This window comes from Thauera carbonicopians, assembly GCF_025699485.1.
Taxonomy (GTDB): Bacteria; Pseudomonadota; Gammaproteobacteria; order Burkholderiales; family Rhodocyclaceae; genus Thauera.
In genome coordinates, this window is record NZ_JANUXN010000003.1 from 248,369 (window position 1) to 267,171 (window position 18,803).

Below are 18,803 nucleotides of genomic sequence, written 5' to 3' on the forward strand. Positions count from 1 at the left end.
GGTGACCAAGGCATGAACCGGTCATCTTGCCTGGAGCATGGAGAAATGAAGAAGCAGAAGCGCCTGAAGCCTCGGAATGCCCTGATTCCGATCCTGTTCAATGACTGCGGGCATGCGGTTCACAAGAACAAGCGCCGCGAAGAACGCGATCGACGATCGAAGCAGGAAATCGAAAACTATACCCGCGAAAAAGCGGGTATTTTTATTCCGGCATGACTCCAGCCCGGTAGCTCGCTGGACAACGCCGAAGTCCGCTAAAGCAGGCTTATCAAAAATTCAGGCGAATTCAACATATGCCGGTGCTTTCCGAAGCTTGATCCGGTTTCTGTCCTCGTGGCCTCATGCGGCTCTTGGAAACCGGGGTTTCCGAGGAGTCGTCAAGGCAAAAATCAAACTCACCAAGACCGCTGTGGAGTTGGCGCAATCCCAGACCAAGACCATCGAACTGCGGGATACGGTGATGTCCAGCTTCCCATGCAAGATACTCCTGCAGGCCGTCCTGTACCGCATGATTGCCGGCGAGCGCCGCAAGCTCGCCTCGGGCCTGCTCGGGGAGCTGATCGAATACTCAGAGATATTCCGCGGCACCATTGACGGTGCATCGGCGTATCCGCGCGAGCCGATCTGGGAGACGCTGTGGTTCAATTCGGCAGCGGTCATCGTTGCTGGCAGTAGCGCCATGTCCTTCGCCGAATGTGGCCTGATCTGACCGAGGGGGCTTCGGCCCTTTTTTGCTGCGCCCGGCGGTGCAACTCCGGCCCTTACTGGCCTGCATGCTCGCCGTCAAGGGCTGCGTGCGCCCCGCGCGCTTGCGTCCTGGCAGCCGTCTCTGACCTCTGGCTGCTTGCGCCGTGCCCCGGAACGGGCGGGTAATTCCGCCCGGCAAGCAGCATCCGTCTACTTCACGGCCGGCCTGTCGCCGGACACGGAGTTGTGGGAAGCGCAGTTAGGAAACGCCCTTCGCTCCGGTTGGTCGCAAGGGCAGGGTGCGTGCGGTCATTGTGTCCGAGGTGTTTGAAGAGATAGCGCGGGGGGAGATTCCTGTACTCATTGGCCGGGCTCCTGAATTCTATGGTCCAGGCAAGACGCAGAGCTTCACGAACGCGCTGGTCATCGAAAAACTCCAGGCCAGTAAGAAATCGCGCGTGCCGGTGCGCGACCATTCCGGGGATTTGACCGAGGCGCTTATTTGGCTGGATCGATTGCTGGATGGACTCAAGGCCGCTTGATCTAGACCCTGGGCGGGTGCGTACGGCGGCTGGAAGCCTGCCTGATACGGGGAAGATTGATTTCAAGCCAATCCGCAAGTGCGGCGACATGCGCGGCCGCTTCCTCCCCTAGGGGGGTTAGGTCGTACTCGACGTGCGGTGGGACAACCGGATAGGAGGTCCGGCGGATCAATCCGTCCGCTTCCAGGCGCTGCAGCGTCTGCGCTAACATTTTCTCGCTGACCCCGCCGGCCTTTCGACGCAGTGCGCTGAAGCGCAAAGTGCCATCGCGCAATGCGATCAGACACAAAACGCCCCACAGGCTGGTGATGTGGGAAAAAATTTCGCGCGATTCGCAGTTTCCGGGGCCAATGAAGAGATCTCCGCGCCGAACGCGCGAGGTCAATGTCCCGTCATCCGAGGTTTGGGCAGAAAGGTCGGAAAGCGGGCTAGCGCTAGGGTGGCTTTTCATACTAACCCCAAGGTGCGTACTTACTGATTGGAATGAACAGGATTAGAGTGCAGCGCAAACCGCAAGTCAAATTTCCGGTTCTTATGAAAGAGAGGCTCCCCAAGTATGAAATCCATTCGTTTGCGCAGCCCCTTTGGCCTGGAGCACTTCGAGCAGGTTGAACTGGCCGATCCCGGCGCGCCCGGACCCGGAGAAATCCGCGTGCGCTTGCACGCCAGTTCGCTCAACGCCCATGACCTGGCGGTGGTGCTGGGGCAACTTCCGGTCGCCGATGGCCGCATTCCGCTGTCCGACGGCGCCGGTGTGGTTGAGGCTATTGGTACCGGGGTCAGCGAGTTCGCCGTGGGCGACCGGGTAGTTTCCACTTTCTTCCCGCCCTGGCTGGCCGGCGAACCGCAGTTTGCCGGGTTCGCACACACGCCGGGGGACGGCATCGACGGCTATGCCGTCGAAGTGACAGTGCGCCCTGCTACCGCCTTTACGCATGCACCCAAGGGTTACAGCCATGTCGAGGCGGCCACGTTGACCACCGCCGGCCTGACCGCCTGGCGGGCGCTGGTGGTTGAAGGCAGCATCAAGCCTGGCGACACTGTGCTGCTGCTGGGCACCGGTGGGGTTTCCATATTCGCCCTGCAACTCGCCAAAGCGGCGAGTGCGACGGTGCTGCTGGCCTCTTCCTCGGACGAAAAACTCGAACGGGCCCGCCAACTGGGCGCAGATCATCTCATCAACTACCACGAGCAGCCGGAATGGGCCGAACGGGTGCTGGAGATCACCGCCGGGCGCGGTGTCGATCTGGCCGTTGAGGTCGGTGGCCCCGGGACGCTGGCGCAATCGATAAAGGCAACCCGCATCGGCGGGCACATCGCGCTGATCGGCATGCTCACCGGCTTTGCCGGCGTGGTGCCCACCATCGAACTGATGGCGCGCCAGCAGCGCGTCACCGGCATCGGTGTAGGTAGCCGCCAACACCAGATGGAACTGGTGCGCGCCCTCGATGCGACTGGTATCCGCCCGATGATCGACCGCAACTTCGCCCTGCGCGACATCGCCGATGCTTTCCGTCTGCAGCAGGCGGGGAGGCACTTCGGCAAGATCGGACTGGACTACGCACTTTGATCGGTCTATGAACGGTGGCTCCTCGATCCAGCGAGACGGTCCCGCTTTCAACCAACAGAGGAAACATGATGTCCAACGCGCTCTACACCACCTCTGCGCTTTCCACGGGCGACGCCCGAAACGGCCACGTCCGCAGTGAAGATGGTTTGCTCGACCTCGATCTCGTTCATCCCGAATCGTTGGGCGGCGCCGGCAACAGGACCAACCCGGAACAGCTTTTCGCTGCCGGCTATGCCGCCTGCTTCCACTCGGCACTCAAGCATATCGCCCGAAGCCGCAAGATCACCCTGGCGCACTCGGAAGTGGAGAACCAGATCAGCCTGCACCAGGCAGAAGACAAATCGTTCTTCCTGAGCGCCGCCTTGACTGTGCGCCTGGGCGGCGTAGATCAGGCCACGGCCGAAGAACTGGCCCAACAGGCGCACAAGACCTGCCCTTATTCCAATGCGGTGCGCGGCAACATCGACGTGGCGCTGAACGTGACGGTGGAATGAGCCGGTAGGCATGCCCCAGCGCGTCGACAAAGCCGAGCGCCACGGTCTCGGTGGCTTCGCTCAGGTAGCAGGCAACTGCGTCGTCCACATCCCGGTTGGCCTGTTCGCGCGGGACGACGGGTTTGCGCTTCATGCCCGGGTAGCGGGTTTGGCGGCCTTTCGCACATGGTCGCGCAAGCCATCGAAATAGCTTGCGTCGGCAGGCGCTGCCGGAGCCGAGGCGACTCCGGCAGCATGGACGATGAAAAACGGCGCCCCTCGCAGGGCGCCGGTGGAGATCGAAGCCAGGGGAGGGGCCGGCTTCGCAGGTGACAGCGGTGGTGTTACATGCGGTAGGCGGATTCGCCGTGTGCGCTGATGTCCAGGCCTTCGCGCTCTTCCTCTTCCGACACGCGCAGGCCGACCATCACGTCGATGAGCTTGTAGGCGATCAGCGAGACGACACCGCTCCAGACGATGGTGATGATCACGCCGTAGGTCTGGATCCACAGTTGCGAGGCGATCGAGAAGTCCGCGTCGCCGGTGCCGCCCAGGCCGGGGGCTGCCAGCACGCCGGTGAGGATGGCGCCGACGATGCCGCCGATGCCATGGACGCCGAAGACGTCGAAGGCGTCATCCACCCGCAGCATGCGCTTCAGGCCACCCACGCCCCACAGGCAGGCCAGGCCGGCGATCAGGCCGAGGACGATCGAGCCCATCGGGCCGATGAAGCCGGCGGCGGGGGTCACGGCGACCAGGCCGGCGACTGCGCCCGAGGCGGCGCCCAGCATCGAGGGTTTGCCCTTCAGCACCGCTTCGCCGGTGATCCACGACACGGTCGCGGCGCCGGTGGCGAGGATGGTGTTGATGAAGGCGAGGCCGGCGATGCCGTCGGCGGCACCGGCCGAGCCGGCGTTGAAGCCGAACCAGCCCACCCACAGCAGCGAGGCACCGACCATGGTCAGGGTCAGGCTGTGCGGTGCCATCGATTCACGGCCGAAGCCGATGCGCTTTCCCACCATGTAGGCGCCCACCAGGCCGGCCACGGCGGCGTTGATGTGCACCACGGTGCCGCCGGCGAAGTCGAGCGCGCCGTCCTGGGCCAGCAGGCCGCCGCCCCACACCATGTGCGCAACCGGGATGTAGCTGAAGGTGAACCACAGCACGCTGAAGATCATCACCGCCGAGAACTTGATGCGCTCGGCGAAGGCACCGACGATCAGCGCGCAGGTGATGGCGGCGAAGGTCGATTGGAAGGAGATGAAGACGTATTCCGGAATGGTGCTCAGCGCCGAGGACATGGTGTCCGGCGTGATGCCGCTCAGGAACAGCTTGCTGAAGTCGCCGTAGAAAGTGCCTTCACCGCCGAAAGCGAGGCTGTAGCCGTAGATGGCCCACAGGATGGTGATCGTCGAGAAGATCATGAAGACCTGCATCAGCACCGACAGCATGTTCTTGGCGCGGCCGAGGCCGCCGTAGAACAGTGCGAGGCCGGGGATGACCATCAGGATGACGAGCATCGTCGAGGTCAGCATCCAGGCGGTGTCGCCGGCGCTGAGTGCCGGGGCCGCTTCGGCGGCGTCCTGGGCGAAGGCGCTGCCGGCGGCGAACAGGGCCGGCAGGAGTGCGAACAGCTTTTTCATTTTGATGTGCTCCCTTACAGCGCGTCCGGGCCGGTTTCGCCGGTACGGATGCGGATGGCCTGTTCCAGATCGAAGACGAAGATCTTGCCGTCGCCGATCTTGCCGGTGGCGGCGGACTTTTCGATGGCCTCGATGACCTGTTCGAGGATGTCGTCGGCCACGGCGGCCTCGATCTTCACCTTGGGCAGGAAATCGACGACGTATTCGGCGCCGCGATAGAGCTCGGTGTGGCCCTTCTGGCGGCCGAAGCCCTTGACCTCGGTGACGGTGATGCCTTGCACGCCGATGGCGGACAGGGCTTCGCGCACTTCGTCGAGCTTGAAGGGCTTGATGATGGCTGCGATGAATTTCATGGTTTTTCTCCAGTTCTGCGGGCTGGCCGGTCAGAAGGACTTGCTGACCGACAGGATGAAGCGCTCGTCGGCGAGGTCGGAGTGCTTGATGTCGGAATCGACGTAGTGCAGGCCGAAGTCGAAGCCGCCGAATTCTTTGGTGACGCCGAGCTTCCAATCGTCATAGTCGTCGCCGCCCTTGATGTCGTTGTAGCCGTAGTGCAGGTCGAGCTTGAAGCCGGCGCCGAGCTCGAATTCGGCGCCGAGGTCGTAGTACTGGCTGCCTTCGGAGTCGCGCAGGCCGAACAGGTCGGTGAAGGCGTAGGAATACTTGAAGGACAGGAACTCCCACGACAGGCCGAGGTAGCCTTCCAGCGTGTTCGGTTTGGTCATGCCGGTTTCCGCCTTCCACACCGAGCCGTAGCTGCCGGGGTAGTAGTACTGCAGCAGGCCGACGTCGTAGCCGATCGGGCCGGCTTCGCCCGCGTAGCCGGCGTAGAAGTCGATTTCCAGGCTGTTGCCGGACGACTTGCTGACCTCGGCGTCGTTGATCCAGGACACGTTGGTGGCCCACACGCCGGCATAGAAGCCGCTCGAATGCGTGTAGTCGAAGCCGCCCTGCAGCGCCGGGCGCTCGTCGGTCTGGCTGATGCCGCGGTAGGCGTAGTCCGAGACGATGCTCACGTTGGCCGAGAAGGGGCTGTCCTCGGCATGGGCGATGCCGGCACATGGAAGCGCGGCGATGAGGGCGGATACAGCAAGCGTCTTGTGCATGGTGCTCTCCTGGCAGAGGAAGTTGGATTTCCGACGAACAGTCTTTAGCAGGCCCCGTGCCAGTCCCCGGAACACCAGGATTCATGCGGGTTTCGGCCTGGAGGGCGCTGTGTTGCCGGGTGTTTTTGTTGCGCCGCGCAAAGGAATCGGGCGCAACTTGGTGCGTGACGCACCAAAGTGGTGCATTTGAGCCAGCACGGTGCGCCGGTGGCCGATCGGGCGGGCGTGCTAGACTTTCACCATCCATCACCGGCCATCGATACACGCTCATGTCTACTCCGCGCTTCCTCGACGAAATCGGCGCCAAGCTCTCCGAACTGGCAGCCAACAGCCCTGCCCGCGACATCGAAAAGAACGTCAAGGCCATGCTCGGCAGCGCCTTCGGCAAGCTCGATCTGGTCACGCGCGAGGAATTCGAAGTCCAGCGCGAAGTGCTGGCGCACGCGCGCCAGAAGCTCGCCGAACTCGAAGCCCGCGTCGCCGAGCTGGAACGTGCGCGCGCCGGCGAGGGCGACAAGCCGGCCTGAGCGTCGCCCCCGGCCGCCATCTCCTGGATGATGCCGGCTTAATCTTTTGTCATCGATGCGTTCCCGCTAGACTGGCGATCCGTCCAGTCCGGAGAACCGCATGTCTCTCGCGCTCGTGCGCAGCCGCGCGCTCGACGGCCTCGATGCCCCCGAGGTCACGGTCGAGGTGCATCTGGCCAATGGCCTGCCTGCCTTCAGCCTCGTCGGCCTGCCCGATACCGAAGTGCGCGAGGCGCGCGACCGCGTGCGCGCCGCGCTGCAGACTTCGCAGTTTGAGTTCCCCCAGCGGCGGATCACCGTCAACCTGGCGCCGGCCGACCTGCCCAAGGAAGGCGGCCGCTTCGACCTGGCTATCGCGGTGGGCATCCTCGTTGCCTCCGGCCAGGTGTCCGGCAAGCTGCTCGACGGCCTGGAGTTCTGCGGTGAGCTGTCGCTGAACGGCGAGTTGCGCGCGGTGCGCGGCGTACTGGCGGTGGCGCTGGCGGCCGGACGCGGGGGACATGCGCTGGTGGTGGCGCCGGCCAACGCCGCGGAAGCGGTGCTGGCACGGGAGACGACGGTGCTGCCGGCGGGCAGCCTGTGCGCGGTGGCGGCTCATCTGAACGGCCACACCGCGCTGGCGCCGCAGCCGTGCAGCAGCCCGTTGCTGCAGCCTGTCCGGGGATCGGACCTGGCCGACGTGCGCGGCCAGCTACAGGCGCGCCGCGCGCTGGAAGTGGCCGCAGCCGGTGCCCATGCGCTGCTGCTGTTCGGGCCGCCGGGTACCGGCAAATCGATGCTGGCGCAGCGCCTGCCCGGCCTGCTGCCGCCGATGTCCGAAGCCGAGGCGCTGGAAACGGCGGCGGTGAGTTCGCTGGAAGGCCGCTTCGACGCCGCGCGCTGGGCGCAGCGGCCGATGCGCGCACCGCATCATTCCGCTTCGGCGGCGGCGCTGGTCGGCGGTGGCACAACGCCGCGTCCAGGCGAGATTTCCCTCGCCCACAATGGCGTCTTGTACCTGGACGAACTGCCCGAGTTCGACCGCCGTGTACTCGAATCCCTGCGCGAGCCACTGGAAAGCGGCTGCATCAGCGTATCGCGGGCGCGGCGGCGGGCGGAGTTTCCCGCGCGCTTCCAGCTGGTGGCGGCGATGAACCCCTGTCCCTGCGGCTTTCTGGGCCATCCGCGCAAGGCCTGCCGATGCACGCCGGAGCAGATCGCACGCTACCGCGGGCGCCTGTCGGGGCCGCTGCTCGACCGCATCGACCTGGTGGTGGAAGTGCCGGTGCTGGAGCACGAAGAGCTCGCTTCGGCTGCGCCCGGGCCATCGTCGATGGAAGTGCGGGCGCGGGTCGAGCAGGCGAGGGCGGTGCAGATCGAGCGTCAGGGCGTGGTCAATGCCCGGCTCGACAGCCGCGGCGTGGAGCGTTTCTGCATGCCGGACCAGGACGGTGCGGCCTTGCTGAAGCAGGCGATGAGCCGGCTGGATTTTTCCGCGCGGGCCTATCACCGCGTCCTGCGCGTGGCGCGCACGCTGGCGGACATGGCAGGTGCCGCACGGCCCGGTGCGGCGCAGATGGCCGAGGCGATCCAGTACCGCCGCAGCCTGGATGGGCGCTGAGCGCGGGCCGGCCCGCCCCTCAGCACTGCTCCCACGGCAGGCCGTCGAAGCGCCAGCCGCTCACCGAGTTGCGGTGATGATGTTCATCGAGTTCGCCTTCGAAGCCGTGCTGCACGTTGTAGACGTCTTCGAAGCCGGCCTCGAGCAAGGCCTCGCCGGCCGTTTCCGAGCGATTGCCCGAACGGCAGATCAGCAGGATCGGACGGCCGCCGCCGTTGCCGGCCAGCTTGCGCACTTCGCCGACGAAATGCGGATTCACCTCCCATTCGGGGCCGTCGTTCCACGATACGTGGATCGCGCCGACCGGATGCCCGACGAACAGGTATTCGATTTCGCTGCGCACGTCGATCAGCAGCGCTTCCGGGTTCGCCTGCAGGAAGGCATGCGCTTCTTTGGGGGTGATCTGCTTCATGCGTCGTTCTCCTGGAGTGCAGGATTATATTCTGAACAACGAATGTACGAACGGCGGAAGCGCTCCGGGCAGGGCAGGCCGCATGGGAACGGTATGACTTTCCCCTTTCCCTGGAAGGAAGAGGGAGGCTCGCGAAGGAACTCCCGACCAGGGACGCCCGGTCAGGGGCTCTCAGCGCAGCGGCGCCCGCCCAGCCATGGACGCCCCCGGCCTCAGGCGATCTCGCCCAGATAGGCTTCGCGCACCTTCGGGTCGGCCAGCAGCTCGCTGCCGGAGCCGGTGAGGGTGACCTTGCCCGACTCCATCACGTAGCCGCGCTGGGCGAATTCCAGCGCCAGGTTGGCGTTCTGCTCGACCAGCAGGATGGTGACGCCGTCGCGGGCGACCGACTGCACGACCTCGAAGATCTTCTCCACCACCAGCGGCGCCAGCCCCATCGAAGGCTCGTCCAGCAGCAGCAGCCTGGGGCGGGACAGCAGCGCGCGGCCGATCGCGACCATCTGCTGCTCGCCGCCCGACAGCGTGCCGGCGACCTGGTGCAGGCGCTCCTTGACGCGCGGCAGCATGGTGTAGACGCGCTCCAGGTCGGCCTCGATGCCGGCCTTGTCCTTGCGCGTGTAGGCGCCCATGCGCAGGTTCTCTTCCACCGTCAGGCGGGTGAAGATGCCGCGCCCTTCCGGCACCAGCGCGACGCCGCGGCGCAGGCGCCGGTGGGCCGGCACGGCGTTGAGCTTGTCGCCCTGGTACATGATGCTGCCGCCTGCGATCGGCAGCACGCCGGCGATGGCGTTGAGCGTGGTGGTCTTGCCGGCGCCGTTGGCGCCGATCAGGCAGACGAGTTCGCCGGCCCACAGGTCGAGGTCGATGCCCTTCACTGCCTGGATGCCGCCGTAGGCGATCTGCAGGTTCTGCAACTGCAGCAGCGGAGACGTGGGATTAGTGTGCATGCTTGCCTCCGCCCAGGTAGGCGGCGATGACCGCTTCGTTCTTCTGCACCTCGAAGGGGACGTCCTCGGCGATCTTCTTGCCGAAATCCAGCACCGCGACGCGGTCGCACAGGCCCATCACCAGTTTCACATCGTGTTCGATCAGCATCACGGTGACGCCGTCGTGGCGGATCTGCTCGATCAGCAGCTTGAGCTGGGCGGTTTCGGTGGCGTTCATGCCCGCGGCGGGTTCGTCCAGCGCCAGCAGTTGCGGCTCGGTGGCCAGCGCACGGGCGATCTCCAGCCGGCGCTGGTCGCCGTAGGACAGGTTCTTCGATACCACTTCTGCGAAGCGGCCGATGCCGACATAGTCGAGCAGCTCGTAAGCGCGCTCGGTGGTCAGGCGCTCTTCCTCGCGGGTGTGGCGGTTCTGCGTCAGGATGCCCCACACGCCCGCCTTGGTGCGGATGTGGTGGCCGGCCATGACGTTCTCGAGCGCGGTCAGGTCGCGGAACAGGCGGATGTTCTGGAAGGTGCGGGCGATGCCGCGGCCGACGATCTTGTGCGGCTTGCCGACCGGCAACTCGCTGCCGTTGAAGACGAACTCGCCGCCGTCCGGCGTGTAGGCGCCGGTCAGCACGTTGAAGAAGGTGGTCTTGCCGGCGCCGTTGGGGCCGATCAGGCCGTAGACCTCGCCCTTGTTGATCGTCAGCGAGACGTCGGTCAGCGCCTGCAGGCCGCCGAAACGCTTGCCGATGTTGCGGGCTTCGAGCAGCGTGATCACAGCGCACCCTCCCGCTTCATGTTCTCGGGGTGGGCGTAGCGCGCGCGGGCCGGGATCATGCCGGTGGGGCGCAGCAGCATCATCAGGATCATCGCCAGCGACAGCAGCAGCATGCGCAGCACCTCGGGGTCGAGGATCACAGTGCCGAACAGCGTCTGCTGCAGCGGAATGGCGATGTCGCGCAGGATCTCGGGCAGCATCGCCAGCACGAAGGCGCCGACGATGGCGCCGGCGATGTTGCCCATGCCGCCGAACACCACCATCGTCAGCACCGCGATGGACTCCATCAGGCTGAAGCTCTCGGGGCTGACGAAGCCCTGGAAGGCGCCGAACAGCGCGCCCGCGACGCCGCCGAAGGTGGCGCCGAGCGAGAAGGCCAGCAGCTTCATGTTGCGGGTGTTGATGCCGATTGCCTTGGCCGCCAGCTCGTCATCGCGCATCGCCGCCCAGGCGCGGCCGACGCGCGAGATCTGCAGGCGCTGGATGAACACGATCGAGCCGGCCACGCACAGCAGAAAGAAGTAGTAGTACAGGAACAGCGAATTGATCGAGAAGGTCTCGGTGACCTGCAGATTGCGCGACAGATCCCAGCCGAACAGGTTGATCGGGTCGAGCATGTTGATGCCCTGCGGCCCGTTGGTGATGTTGACCGGGTAGTTCAGGTTGAGCATGAAGATGCGGATGATCTCGCCGAAGCCCAGGGTCACGATCGCTAAATAGTCTCCTCGTAATCGGAGTACCGGGAAGCCCAGCATGATTCCCGCCAGCGCGGCGAAGGCCGCCCCCAGCGGCAATACCAGCCAGAACGGCATGTGTATGTCGAAGTGCGGCGAGGCGAGGAAGGCGAAGGTGTAGGCGCCCACCGCGTAGAAGGCGATGTAGCCCAGGTCGAGCAGGCCGGCGAAGCCCACCACCAGGTTCAGGCCCAGCGCCAGCATCATGTACAGCAGGGCGAAGTCGAGGATGCGCACCCAGCTGCGGCCGAACTGCCAGGCGATGATCGGCGCGACCAGGGCGATGATGATGATGAGCCAGCGCGCCGCCATCGGGTTGCGCTTGCCCAGCCAGGGCACGGCGGAAACGAGTTCGTTCATGGTCGTGGGCTTCCCTTATGCGCGGTCCGACACGCGTTCGCCGAGCAGGCCGGTGGGCTTGAAGATCAGCACCAGGCCCAGGATGATGAAGGCGAAGATGTCCTGGTAGGACGAGTTCAGGAAACCGAAGGTGAGGTGTTCGATGTAGCCCGCGCCGAAGGATTCGACCAGGCCCAGCATGATGCCGCCGAGCATCGCGCCGCCCAGGTTGCCGATGCCGCCCAGCACCGCGGCGGTGAAGGCCTTGAGGCCCGGCATGAAGCCCATGCCGTAGTGGGCGATGCCGTAGTTGCTGGCGTACATCACCCCCGCCACGGCGGCCAGCGCCGCGCCGACGACGAAGGTGAAGGCGATGATGGCGTTGGTGTCGACCCCCATCAGGCTGGCGACGCGATGGTTCTCGGCGGTGGCGCGCATCGCGCGGCCGATGCGGGTGCGGGTCACCAGCAGCGACAGCCCGATCATGATCGCGGCCGAAGCGACGATGATGATGACCTGCACCGGGGTGATGAACACGCCCTCGATCGGCTGCAGCGGCGTGGTCGAGATGAGCTGCGGGAAGGTGTGGTAGTTGCGGCCCCAGATGATCATCGCGATCGTCTGCAGCAGGAAGGACATGCCGATCGCGGTGATCAGCGGCGCCAGCCGCGGGGCGTTGCGCAAGCGCCGGTAGGCGAGCCGCTCCATCAGGAAACCCAGGGTCATACAGACCGGTATCGCCACCATCAGTGCGATGGTCAGCATGTAGATCGGCGACATGCCGGGCGCGACGCCCATCAGGAACATCATGGTCTGCAGGGCGGTCAGCGCACCGACCATCAGCACGTCGCCGTGGGCGAAGTTGATGAGGCCGAGGATGCCATAGACCATCGTGTAGCCCAGGGCGATCAGCGCATAGACGCTGCCGATCACCAGGCCGTTGATCAGTTGCTGGATGAGGGTTTCCATTGTCGACGGGTAGCGCTTTCAGGAAGGATTGAATGATCCTGCCCCCGCACGGCGGTGCGCGGGGGCAGGCCGTCGCTCAGAGTGCGACCCAGTCGCCGTCCTTGAACTGGTAGACGGTGACCGCGCCTTCCTTCAGGTCGCCGTTGTCGTCGAAGGAAACATTGCCGGTCACGCCGTCGAAGTTGGTGGCCTTCAGCTCGGGCAGGTACTTGGCCGGCTCGACCGAACCCGCGCGCTCCATCGCCTTGATGATCGCCATCGCCGCATCGTAGGCATAGGGCGCATAGACCTGCACGTTGCCGCCGAAGCGCTTCTGGTAGTCCTCGCGGAACTTGGCGCCGCCCGGCATCTTCTCGATCGGCAGGCCGGCCATCGAGCAATACGTGGTCGAGCTGATCGCATCGCCCGCCAGCTTGATCATCTCGGGGCTGCAGCCGCCGTCGCCGGTCATGAACTTGGCGTTGATGCCGAGCTGCTTGATCTGGCGTAGCATCGGCCCGGCTTGGGCATCCATGCCGCCGAAGAAGATCACGTCCGGGTTGGCGGCGCGGATCTTGGTCAGGATGGCGTTGAACTCGGTCGCCTTGTCGGTGGTGAACTCACGTGCCACCACCTGGGCGCCGGCCGCCTTCACCGCCTTGTCGGTCTCGTCCGCCAGGCCCTGGCCGTAGGCAGTGCGGTCGTCGATGATCGCCACCTTGGCCGCGCCCAGCGTCTTCACCGCGAAATCGCCCAGCGCGCCGCCCTGTTGCACGTCGTTGGCGATGGTGCGGAACACGCCCTTGTAGTTCTGCAGCGTCAGCTTGGGATTGGTCGAAGCCGGCGACACCTGCGGCACACCGCCCTGGTCATAGATGCGCGAAGCTGGAATCGACGTGCCGGAGTTCAGATGGCCGACCACCCCCTTCACGCCCGCATCCACCAGGCGCTGGGCCACCGTGGTACCGGTGCGCGGGTCGGCCTGGTCATCCTCGCCGACCAGTTCGAACTTGACCTTCTGCCCGCCGATGTCGGCGCCGCCCTGCGCATTGACCGTCTCGATCGCCATCCGGGTGCCGTTCTCCAGATCCTTGCCCAGGTGCGAGATGGTGCCGGTCAGCGGCGCGGCATTGCCGAGCTTGACGACCTGCTGCGCATGGGCAGCGCTCAGGCCAATGCTCATGACTGCGAGTGCGACGATGGTTTGCTTCATGTTTGATCTCCTGCGAGCCCAAGTGATGACTGATGATGTTGTCCGATGCATCCGCGAGGCCTTGTCTCCCCTCGTCGAGGCCGAACCCTGCCCGGCCCCTGTCCCCCTGCCACTGCTGCGCACGTCCGCCATGTGGCAAAAGTTTGCGTATTCTGCACAAAAACGGGGCGCAGATATGCTCCGTCGTGAGGCCTTGCGCCATCTCCCGGTGCTGCAATGCAGCGGCAAATGCCAGTGCCTTGTGCGGAGAAAGGCAAAACTCGAGTCGTGCAAGCCTTTTGGTGCATCGGATATGGATGGTGCGATGCACAAATCGTGCCAGATGGTGGATTGCCCGGATCGAGTGCATGCTGGAAGGGGAGGATGAGTGTCTGGTGGTGCTGGCGTGTTGGAGTCTGGTAAAGCGTCGGCTGCAGATTGCTCGAGTTGCCGAAGATGGTGTGGCTTTTGTTAATCAATAAGCTGTGGCTAGTCTGTGCGACAGTGCAGGGGCGCCAAGCCGGCTGTGGCGTGGTGTTTTTCTGGGCTGCCTATACGGTAGTGATGTCTGTCTACTCATGCCGTATTGGCACCTATGTTTTCTAAGCTGCCCATACGGCAGTGAAGGGCCTGTTCCTTCACGCCGACGATGTTGATGCTTTCTAAGCTGCCTATACGGCAGTGAAGATCTGGTGCCTTGGAGTTGGCCGGAATCCATTTTTCTAAGCTGCCTATACGGCAGTGAAGTCTTCAGGATCTCGCTATAGCCGCGCCTATGATTTCTAAGCTGCCTATACGGCAGTGAAGACACCACGAGTAACGACCTGGCGGAGGTCAAGTTTCTAAGCTGCCTATACGGCAGTGAAGCCGCCTGCCGCACGCCGGATGTCCTCGGGCGTTTTCTAAGCTGCCTATACGGCAGTGAAGCTTGCCGTGGCGGTCCGCGGTGTAGCGGGCTTTTTCTAAGCTGCCTATACGGCAGTGAAGCCGGCATGACGATGCCGCCGCCGCAACCGACATTTCTAAGCTGCCTATACGGCAGTGAAGAAATACAGCCGAGGCGGAATGTTTCGCTTATGTTTCTAAGCTGCCTATACGGCAGTGAAGAGGCTTTCTTCCGCGACGAGATCGAGGGTGAATTTCTAAGCTGCCTATACGGCAGTGAAGACATCCATCGCGTTGATCGGATCGGCCCAGAATTTCTAAGCTGCCTATACGGCAGTGAAGGTGGTCTTCTCGAAGCTCGACGGGCTGGGCAATTTCTAAGCTGCCTATACGGCAGTGAAGTTGCCGCTGGCCGGGCCGCGTCGGCTAACAGCTTTCTAAGCTGCCTATACGGCAGTGAAGGTTGCCCGCATCGGACGTATATGCGGCATCATTTTCTAAGCTGCCTATACGGCAGTGAAGAGCCCCACGCTGAACGACACCGCGACCAATGCTTTCTAAGCTGCCTATACGGCAGTGAAGCGCATGCTCTCGCCCTCAACGACAAGGCAAAATTTCTAAGCTGCCTATACGGCAGTGAAGGTCGAGGTTGGTCGGGCATAGTGCGTTCTTCATTTCTAAGCTGCCTATACGGCAGTGAAGTTCGGTCCCGATTACCTGCCCCGACGAGTTACTTTCTAAGCTGCCTATACGGCAGTGAAGCACTGCCGTGAGGTCCGCAATCGAGCGGCTCATTTCTAAGCTGCCTATACGGCAGTGAAGTCGTAGGTGTCGTTACCCGAGCTTTTCACGCCTTTCTAAGCTGCCTATACGGCAGTGAAGCAAAACGCTCTTCACACTCGATATCGTCAAGCTTTCTAAGCTGCCTATACGGCAGTGAAGTTAGGTTTGCGAGTAGAAAGCAGGCGGCAACATTTCTAAGCTGCCTATACGGCAGTGAAGACAGCCAGCAAAACGCCGGCTTCGCCCGCGGCTTTCTAAGCTGCCTATACGGCAGTGAAGTGGGCTCCGATCGCGTCCGGGCTTTGGTTTTTTTTCTAAGCTGCCTATACGGCAGTGAAGGATCATGGCAACCTTGTCATCGGCGACGATGATTTCTAAGCTGCCTATACGGCAGTGAAGGATGGCGCCGATGATGATGGCGAGCTCGTTCATTTCTAAGCTGCCTATACGGCAGTGAAGTCGGCGATCGTGACGCCCTCGGCCTGAGGGCTTTTCTAAGCTGCCTATACGGCAGTGAAGGGCATCATGATCAAAGCCATGCGTATCAGGAATTTCTAAGCTGCCTATACGGCAGTGAAGATGCAGCGGGCAGCGGCGCGCGCGTGCTCGGCTTTCTAAGCTGCCTATACGGCAGTGAAGTTCTCCGTGTTGATGTCGTCGCCCGTGTGACTTTTCTAAGCTGCCTATACGGCAGTGAAGAAGGAAGGCAACTACAGCTATCGGCTGTACAATTTCTAAGCTGCCTATACGGCAGTGAAGGGACCGACCCTTTACGGGTCGCCTGCGTAGCATTTCTAAGCTGCCTATACGGCAGTGAAGACGAACGAAGGGAGTGCGGTAGGACGGTGAAGCTTTCTAAGCTGCCTATACGGCAGTGAAGTCCAAGCGGTGCGGCCCGCTGCTGGCGGGCCATTTCTAAGCTGCCTATACGGCAGTGAAGGGGGCAAGACCTACGGGACGTGCATCCGATGTTTTCTAAGCTGCCTATACGGCAGTGAAGACGGGAAGTTCGCATCATCCGTGATCGTGAATTTTCTAAGCTGCCTATACGGCAGTGAAGCTGGTGATAGAAGTTCCGACCCCGATCACATTTTTCTAAGCTGCCTATACGGCAGTGAAGTTTGTTGTCGGCCTGGCCCGTCATTCCGTCAATTTCTAAGCTGCCTATACGGCAGTGAAGAACTCGCCATGACGAAGATCTCCGGGTGGGATTTTCTAAGCTGCCTATACGGCAGTGAAGCCTTGCCGATTCCGGCAAGACGGTCGTGAGCTTTTCTAAGCTGCCTATACGGCAGTGAAGTCGAAGTCGCGCGGGGGTGGTTCGACCATGCATTTCTAAGCTGCCTATACGGCAGTGAAGGGCGCCGATCGCGGCCAGGCCGATGGGCGACATTTCTAAGCTGCCTATACGGCAGTGAAGGCGACGCGCCGGTACCACGTCCGCGCCGTCCTTTTCTAAGCTGCCTATACGGCAGTGAAGCAGTCAGATGAACCACCCCGACCTGCTACGCATTTCTAAGCTGCCTATACGGCAGTGAAGGCCGGTTCGCTTACGATGGGCGGCAGGACGCTTTTCTAAGCTGCCTATACGGCAGTGAAGCTCGATCAGTTCGCCCGTCACCTTGTCCGCTGTTTCTAAGCTGCCTATACGGCAGTGAAGCATAAGTTGCTGCACGGTGAGTCGTTCCTGCTTTTCTAAGCTGCCTATACGGCAGTGAAGTGGCTGTTCGAGCTGGTCAAGAAGGCGATCGATTTCTAAGCTGCCTATACGGCAGTGAAGAAATCGGCCATGTAATCGATCTTTTCCGCATCTTTCTAAGCTGCCTATACGGCAGTGAAGCAGAGGTCTGCAGCAGGAATAAGCGCCCATTTTTTCTAAGCTGCCTATACGGCAGTGAAGTAGCTGATTTTCCTGATAAGTTGCTATTTTTTAAAGAGAAAAATTGATCCGAGTGTTTTTAACCCTTTCTTTGTCAGGCTGTGTAAGTTATTGATTTTTAAAGGCCTACACAGTTTGGCCAAAAAAAGGGTCAGAACCACGGCACGGTGGTGGTGGCACTCAGACCGTAGGCGCTGAAGGCGCCTGGTTGAGCGGAGTCTTGCAGAGGACTGTGGCGGATGAACAGGCGGAAGTGCTCGCCGCTACTGTTGCTCCGGAGGTTGACGAAGGGAAGGTCGCTACGTTGGGCGGCACTGTCCGGAATTCGTGCCTGGGCTGCTGCCGCGTCGAGATTGTGGCGCTTCATCAGTCGGCGGCGCAGCCGTTCGGGATTGCTGTCGACCTGTACGCGGCTCACACAACGGTGCTTGGTCTGCTGCGGCGTGGGAACTGTTGCACCGATGTTCAGATGATCGCGCATTCCGGTTAGCCAGTTCAGCGCCATCAACTGATTCAGCACCTCGGCATTGCCGTGCAGACGCAGGCGGGAGCCGAGGCCACTTCCGGCTTTTTCGACGTCCGGAAAGCTGATGCCCACATCGTTGCGGTGCAGGTCGTGCAGGCCGCGATGCAGCTTGGCGAACAAGGCGCTCATCAGTTGAGAGGCGGGGAACTCCGGATCAGGCAGCAGGGTGAGGTCGAGGTAGTGATCCATGTTTCACCCCTTGTCTGCGTCACCGAACACGCCGCCGCGAATCAGTGTTGCGATGACGAAGTGCTGTTGCTCCGATGCCGGGACTTTATCTTTGACAACCCAGCCATCGAATAGACTGTAAAAGTCCTGCTTTTCCTTCGGTTGTCGATAGGCCTTGCCTTGTGTGGTGACCGAGCCGTAGGGCTCGACGGCGATGGGACCGTTCTCGTCGGCGTTGGGATACCAGGTGTCAATGGTGCGCAGTGCATTGCCGATTTTCTGCGAATGGATGGCAGCGATCTCCTTGCCCTTCTCACCGACGGCGTACAGCGTCTTGCTTTTATCGCCGCGGCCACGATCAAGGATCAATTCCTGCGAGGGGAAAACCTCCTGACCGGCTCCGAGACGCACGAAGGCAGTAATTTGCAGCAGCACATGCGCAGCTCCGGCGAGGCCGGACTCGATCAACTTGGCAAGCGTAGCGACATCATCGGCCTCAGCCGATGGCGCAGTGAGGGTACGCATTGCGTGGTCGAGCGCTTGAAATTGCCATTCGGTTGCTGCTAGGCCATCCTGGAGGTGTGCCATTCGCACTTCAACTTGCTCCGCACCGATGCGATTGCGCCACAGGAAGCGGCCATTGGCGAGGTTGGCGGCGTAACGGTGAGCCAGTTCAACGAAGCCGTGCTGCTGGACGTAGCCATGCACCGTAGCGATGAGCTTGTTGCGATAGTCGGCGTCGTTGCAGGCGGAAGGTTCGCCAGCGCCTCCGAGCACGCGCAGGGTGAATTGAACCTTCAGAGTATCGGCATCCAGTGGCAGTGCAGCAACGTCCACCGTTTGCAGATTGGGGCTTTCGATCGCGGCGTCGAGCTTGGCGGGGTCTTGATCCTTGGTCTTGAGGCGGTTGGAGATGGTGCCGCGCACCGATTTTTCGCGGATCTTCACGGGCTGCCATTTATCCGAGGCATCGCGGGTGGCCCAATTACCGGCAAAGAACAGGGCATCGGACGGGTCGAGCTTGCGTTCGAAGGCGAGGACGGAGGCGGTCTTGAGGGGTGTATTGGCCATGATGCAAT

General features: G+C 62.5%; 19 protein-coding genes and 1 CRISPR repeat array. Of the genes, 7 read left to right on the top strand and 12 right to left on the bottom strand.

The window, feature by feature from the left end:
* Nucleotides 1-45: 45 nt before the first annotated feature.
* The 3 genes from NX068_RS06115 to NX068_RS06125 all read left to right on the top strand — a co-directional run bounded on the left by NX068_RS06115 (nt 46) and on the right by NX068_RS06125 (nt 1,229).
* Nucleotides 46-216: a hypothetical protein gene (locus NX068_RS06115; RefSeq protein WP_263460401.1), complete on the top strand. Its 171-nt coding sequence runs from the start codon at nt 46-48 to the stop codon at nt 214-216.
* A gap of 97 nt (nt 217-313) precedes the next feature.
* Nucleotides 314-709: a JAB domain-containing protein gene (locus NX068_RS06120; protein WP_263460402.1), complete on the top strand. Its 396-nt coding sequence runs from the start codon at nt 314-316 to the stop codon at nt 707-709.
* 277 nt (nt 710-986) lie between these two features.
* Nucleotides 987-1,229, top strand: coding sequence for a Rossmann-fold NAD(P)-binding domain-containing protein (locus NX068_RS06125; RefSeq protein WP_263460403.1), 243 nt, complete (start codon nt 987-989; stop codon nt 1,227-1,229).
* 1 nt (nt 1,230) lies between these two features.
* Here the strand turns inward: NX068_RS06125 and NX068_RS06130 are convergent, their stop codons facing one another.
* The gene (locus tag NX068_RS06130; RefSeq protein WP_263460404.1) at nt 1,231-1,680 is read right to left on the bottom strand and encodes a winged helix-turn-helix transcriptional regulator; all 450 of its coding nucleotides are present in this window, start codon (nt 1,678-1,680) and stop codon (nt 1,231-1,233) included.
* 105 nt (nt 1,681-1,785) lie between these two features.
* Between NX068_RS06130 and NX068_RS06135 the strand changes: the two genes are divergently transcribed.
* Nucleotides 1,786-2,799 (top strand): zinc-dependent alcohol dehydrogenase family protein, encoded by a 1,014-nt coding sequence (locus NX068_RS06135; RefSeq protein ID WP_263460405.1) that lies wholly within the window; start codon nt 1,786-1,788, stop codon nt 2,797-2,799.
* Nucleotides 2,800-2,867: 68 nt separating this feature from the next.
* Nucleotides 2,868-3,293 (top strand): organic hydroperoxide resistance protein, encoded by a 426-nt coding sequence (locus tag NX068_RS06140; protein ID WP_263460406.1) that lies wholly within the window; start codon nt 2,868-2,870, stop codon nt 3,291-3,293.
* A 323-nt stretch (nt 3,294-3,616) separates the two neighbouring features.
* On the opposite strand, the gene NX068_RS06145 is transcribed toward NX068_RS06140, so the two are convergent.
* From NX068_RS06145 to NX068_RS06155, 3 genes are read right to left on the bottom strand one after another with little or no spacing between them, the layout of a single operon-like run.
* Nucleotides 3,617-4,915: an ammonium transporter gene (locus NX068_RS06145; protein ID WP_263460407.1), complete on the bottom strand. Its 1,299-nt coding sequence runs from the start codon at nt 4,913-4,915 to the stop codon at nt 3,617-3,619.
* Nucleotides 4,916-4,929: 14 nt separating this feature from the next.
* The gene (gene glnK, locus NX068_RS06150) at nt 4,930-5,268 is read right to left on the bottom strand and encodes a P-II family nitrogen regulator (protein WP_263460408.1); all 339 of its coding nucleotides are present in this window, start codon (nt 5,266-5,268) and stop codon (nt 4,930-4,932) included.
* A gap of 30 nt (nt 5,269-5,298) precedes the next feature.
* Nucleotides 5,299-6,021, bottom strand: coding sequence for a TorF family putative porin (locus tag NX068_RS06155; protein ID WP_263460409.1), 723 nt, complete (start codon nt 6,019-6,021; stop codon nt 5,299-5,301).
* A gap of 269 nt (nt 6,022-6,290) precedes the next feature.
* On the opposite strand from NX068_RS06155, the gene NX068_RS06160 reads away from it, so the two are divergent.
* Together NX068_RS06160 and NX068_RS06165 are read left to right on the top strand one after the other, a co-directional pair.
* Nucleotides 6,291-6,548, top strand: a complete 258-nt coding sequence (locus tag NX068_RS06160; RefSeq protein ID WP_004337675.1) for an accessory factor UbiK family protein — start codon at nt 6,291-6,293, stop codon at nt 6,546-6,548.
* Nucleotides 6,549-6,648: 100 nt separating this feature from the next.
* Nucleotides 6,649-8,148 (top strand): YifB family Mg chelatase-like AAA ATPase, encoded by a 1,500-nt coding sequence (locus NX068_RS06165; protein ID WP_263460410.1) that lies wholly within the window; start codon nt 6,649-6,651, stop codon nt 8,146-8,148.
* Between the two features lie 19 nt (nt 8,149-8,167).
* On the opposite strand, the gene NX068_RS06170 is transcribed toward NX068_RS06165, so the two are convergent.
* The 8 genes from NX068_RS06170 to csy3 all read right to left on the bottom strand — a co-directional run bounded on the left by NX068_RS06170 (nt 8,168) and on the right by csy3 (nt 18,795).
* Nucleotides 8,168-8,560, bottom strand: coding sequence for a rhodanese-like domain-containing protein (locus NX068_RS06170; protein ID WP_263460411.1), 393 nt, complete (start codon nt 8,558-8,560; stop codon nt 8,168-8,170).
* 212 nt (nt 8,561-8,772) lie between these two features.
* A complete protein-coding gene (locus NX068_RS06175) occupies nt 8,773-9,507 on the bottom strand; it encodes an ABC transporter ATP-binding protein (RefSeq protein WP_263460412.1) in 735 nt (244 codons plus the stop codon).
* Nucleotides 9,497-10,270 (bottom strand): ABC transporter ATP-binding protein, encoded by a 774-nt coding sequence (locus NX068_RS06180; protein ID WP_263460413.1) that lies wholly within the window; start codon nt 10,268-10,270, stop codon nt 9,497-9,499. The genes NX068_RS06175 and NX068_RS06180 overlap by 11 nt, the downstream gene beginning before the upstream one ends.
* On the bottom strand, nt 10,267-11,364 hold the full coding sequence (locus NX068_RS06185; RefSeq protein ID WP_263460414.1) for an ABC transporter permease subunit: 1,098 nt from the start codon (nt 11,362-11,364) through the stop codon (nt 10,267-10,269). The genes NX068_RS06180 and NX068_RS06185 overlap by 4 nt, the downstream gene beginning before the upstream one ends.
* A gap of 15 nt (nt 11,365-11,379) precedes the next feature.
* On the bottom strand, nt 11,380-12,312 hold the full coding sequence (locus tag NX068_RS06190) for a branched-chain amino acid ABC transporter permease (RefSeq protein ID WP_263460415.1): 933 nt from the start codon (nt 12,310-12,312) through the stop codon (nt 11,380-11,382).
* A 76-nt stretch (nt 12,313-12,388) separates the two neighbouring features.
* Nucleotides 12,389-13,504 carry a branched-chain amino acid ABC transporter substrate-binding protein gene (locus tag NX068_RS06195; RefSeq protein ID WP_263460416.1) on the bottom strand — a complete coding sequence of 372 codons (1,116 nt, stop codon included), beginning with the start codon at nt 13,502-13,504 and terminating at the stop codon, nt 12,389-12,391.
* Nucleotides 13,505-14,022: 518 nt separating this feature from the next.
* Nucleotides 14,023-17,051: direct repeats of the CRISPR family, unit length 28 nt; unit sequence TTTCTAAGCTGCCTATACGGCAGTGAAG.
* Between the two features lie 130 nt (nt 17,052-17,181).
* Nucleotides 17,182-17,745 carry a type I-F CRISPR-associated endoribonuclease Cas6/Csy4 gene (cas6f, locus tag NX068_RS06200; RefSeq protein WP_263460417.1) on the bottom strand — a complete coding sequence of 188 codons (564 nt, stop codon included), beginning with the start codon at nt 17,743-17,745 and terminating at the stop codon, nt 17,182-17,184.
* A gap of 3 nt (nt 17,746-17,748) precedes the next feature.
* Entirely contained in the window at nt 17,749-18,795 is a 1,047-nt protein-coding gene (gene csy3, locus NX068_RS06205) for a type I-F CRISPR-associated protein Csy3 (RefSeq protein ID WP_263460418.1), read from the bottom strand.
* Nucleotides 18,796-18,803: the final 8 nt, after the last annotated feature.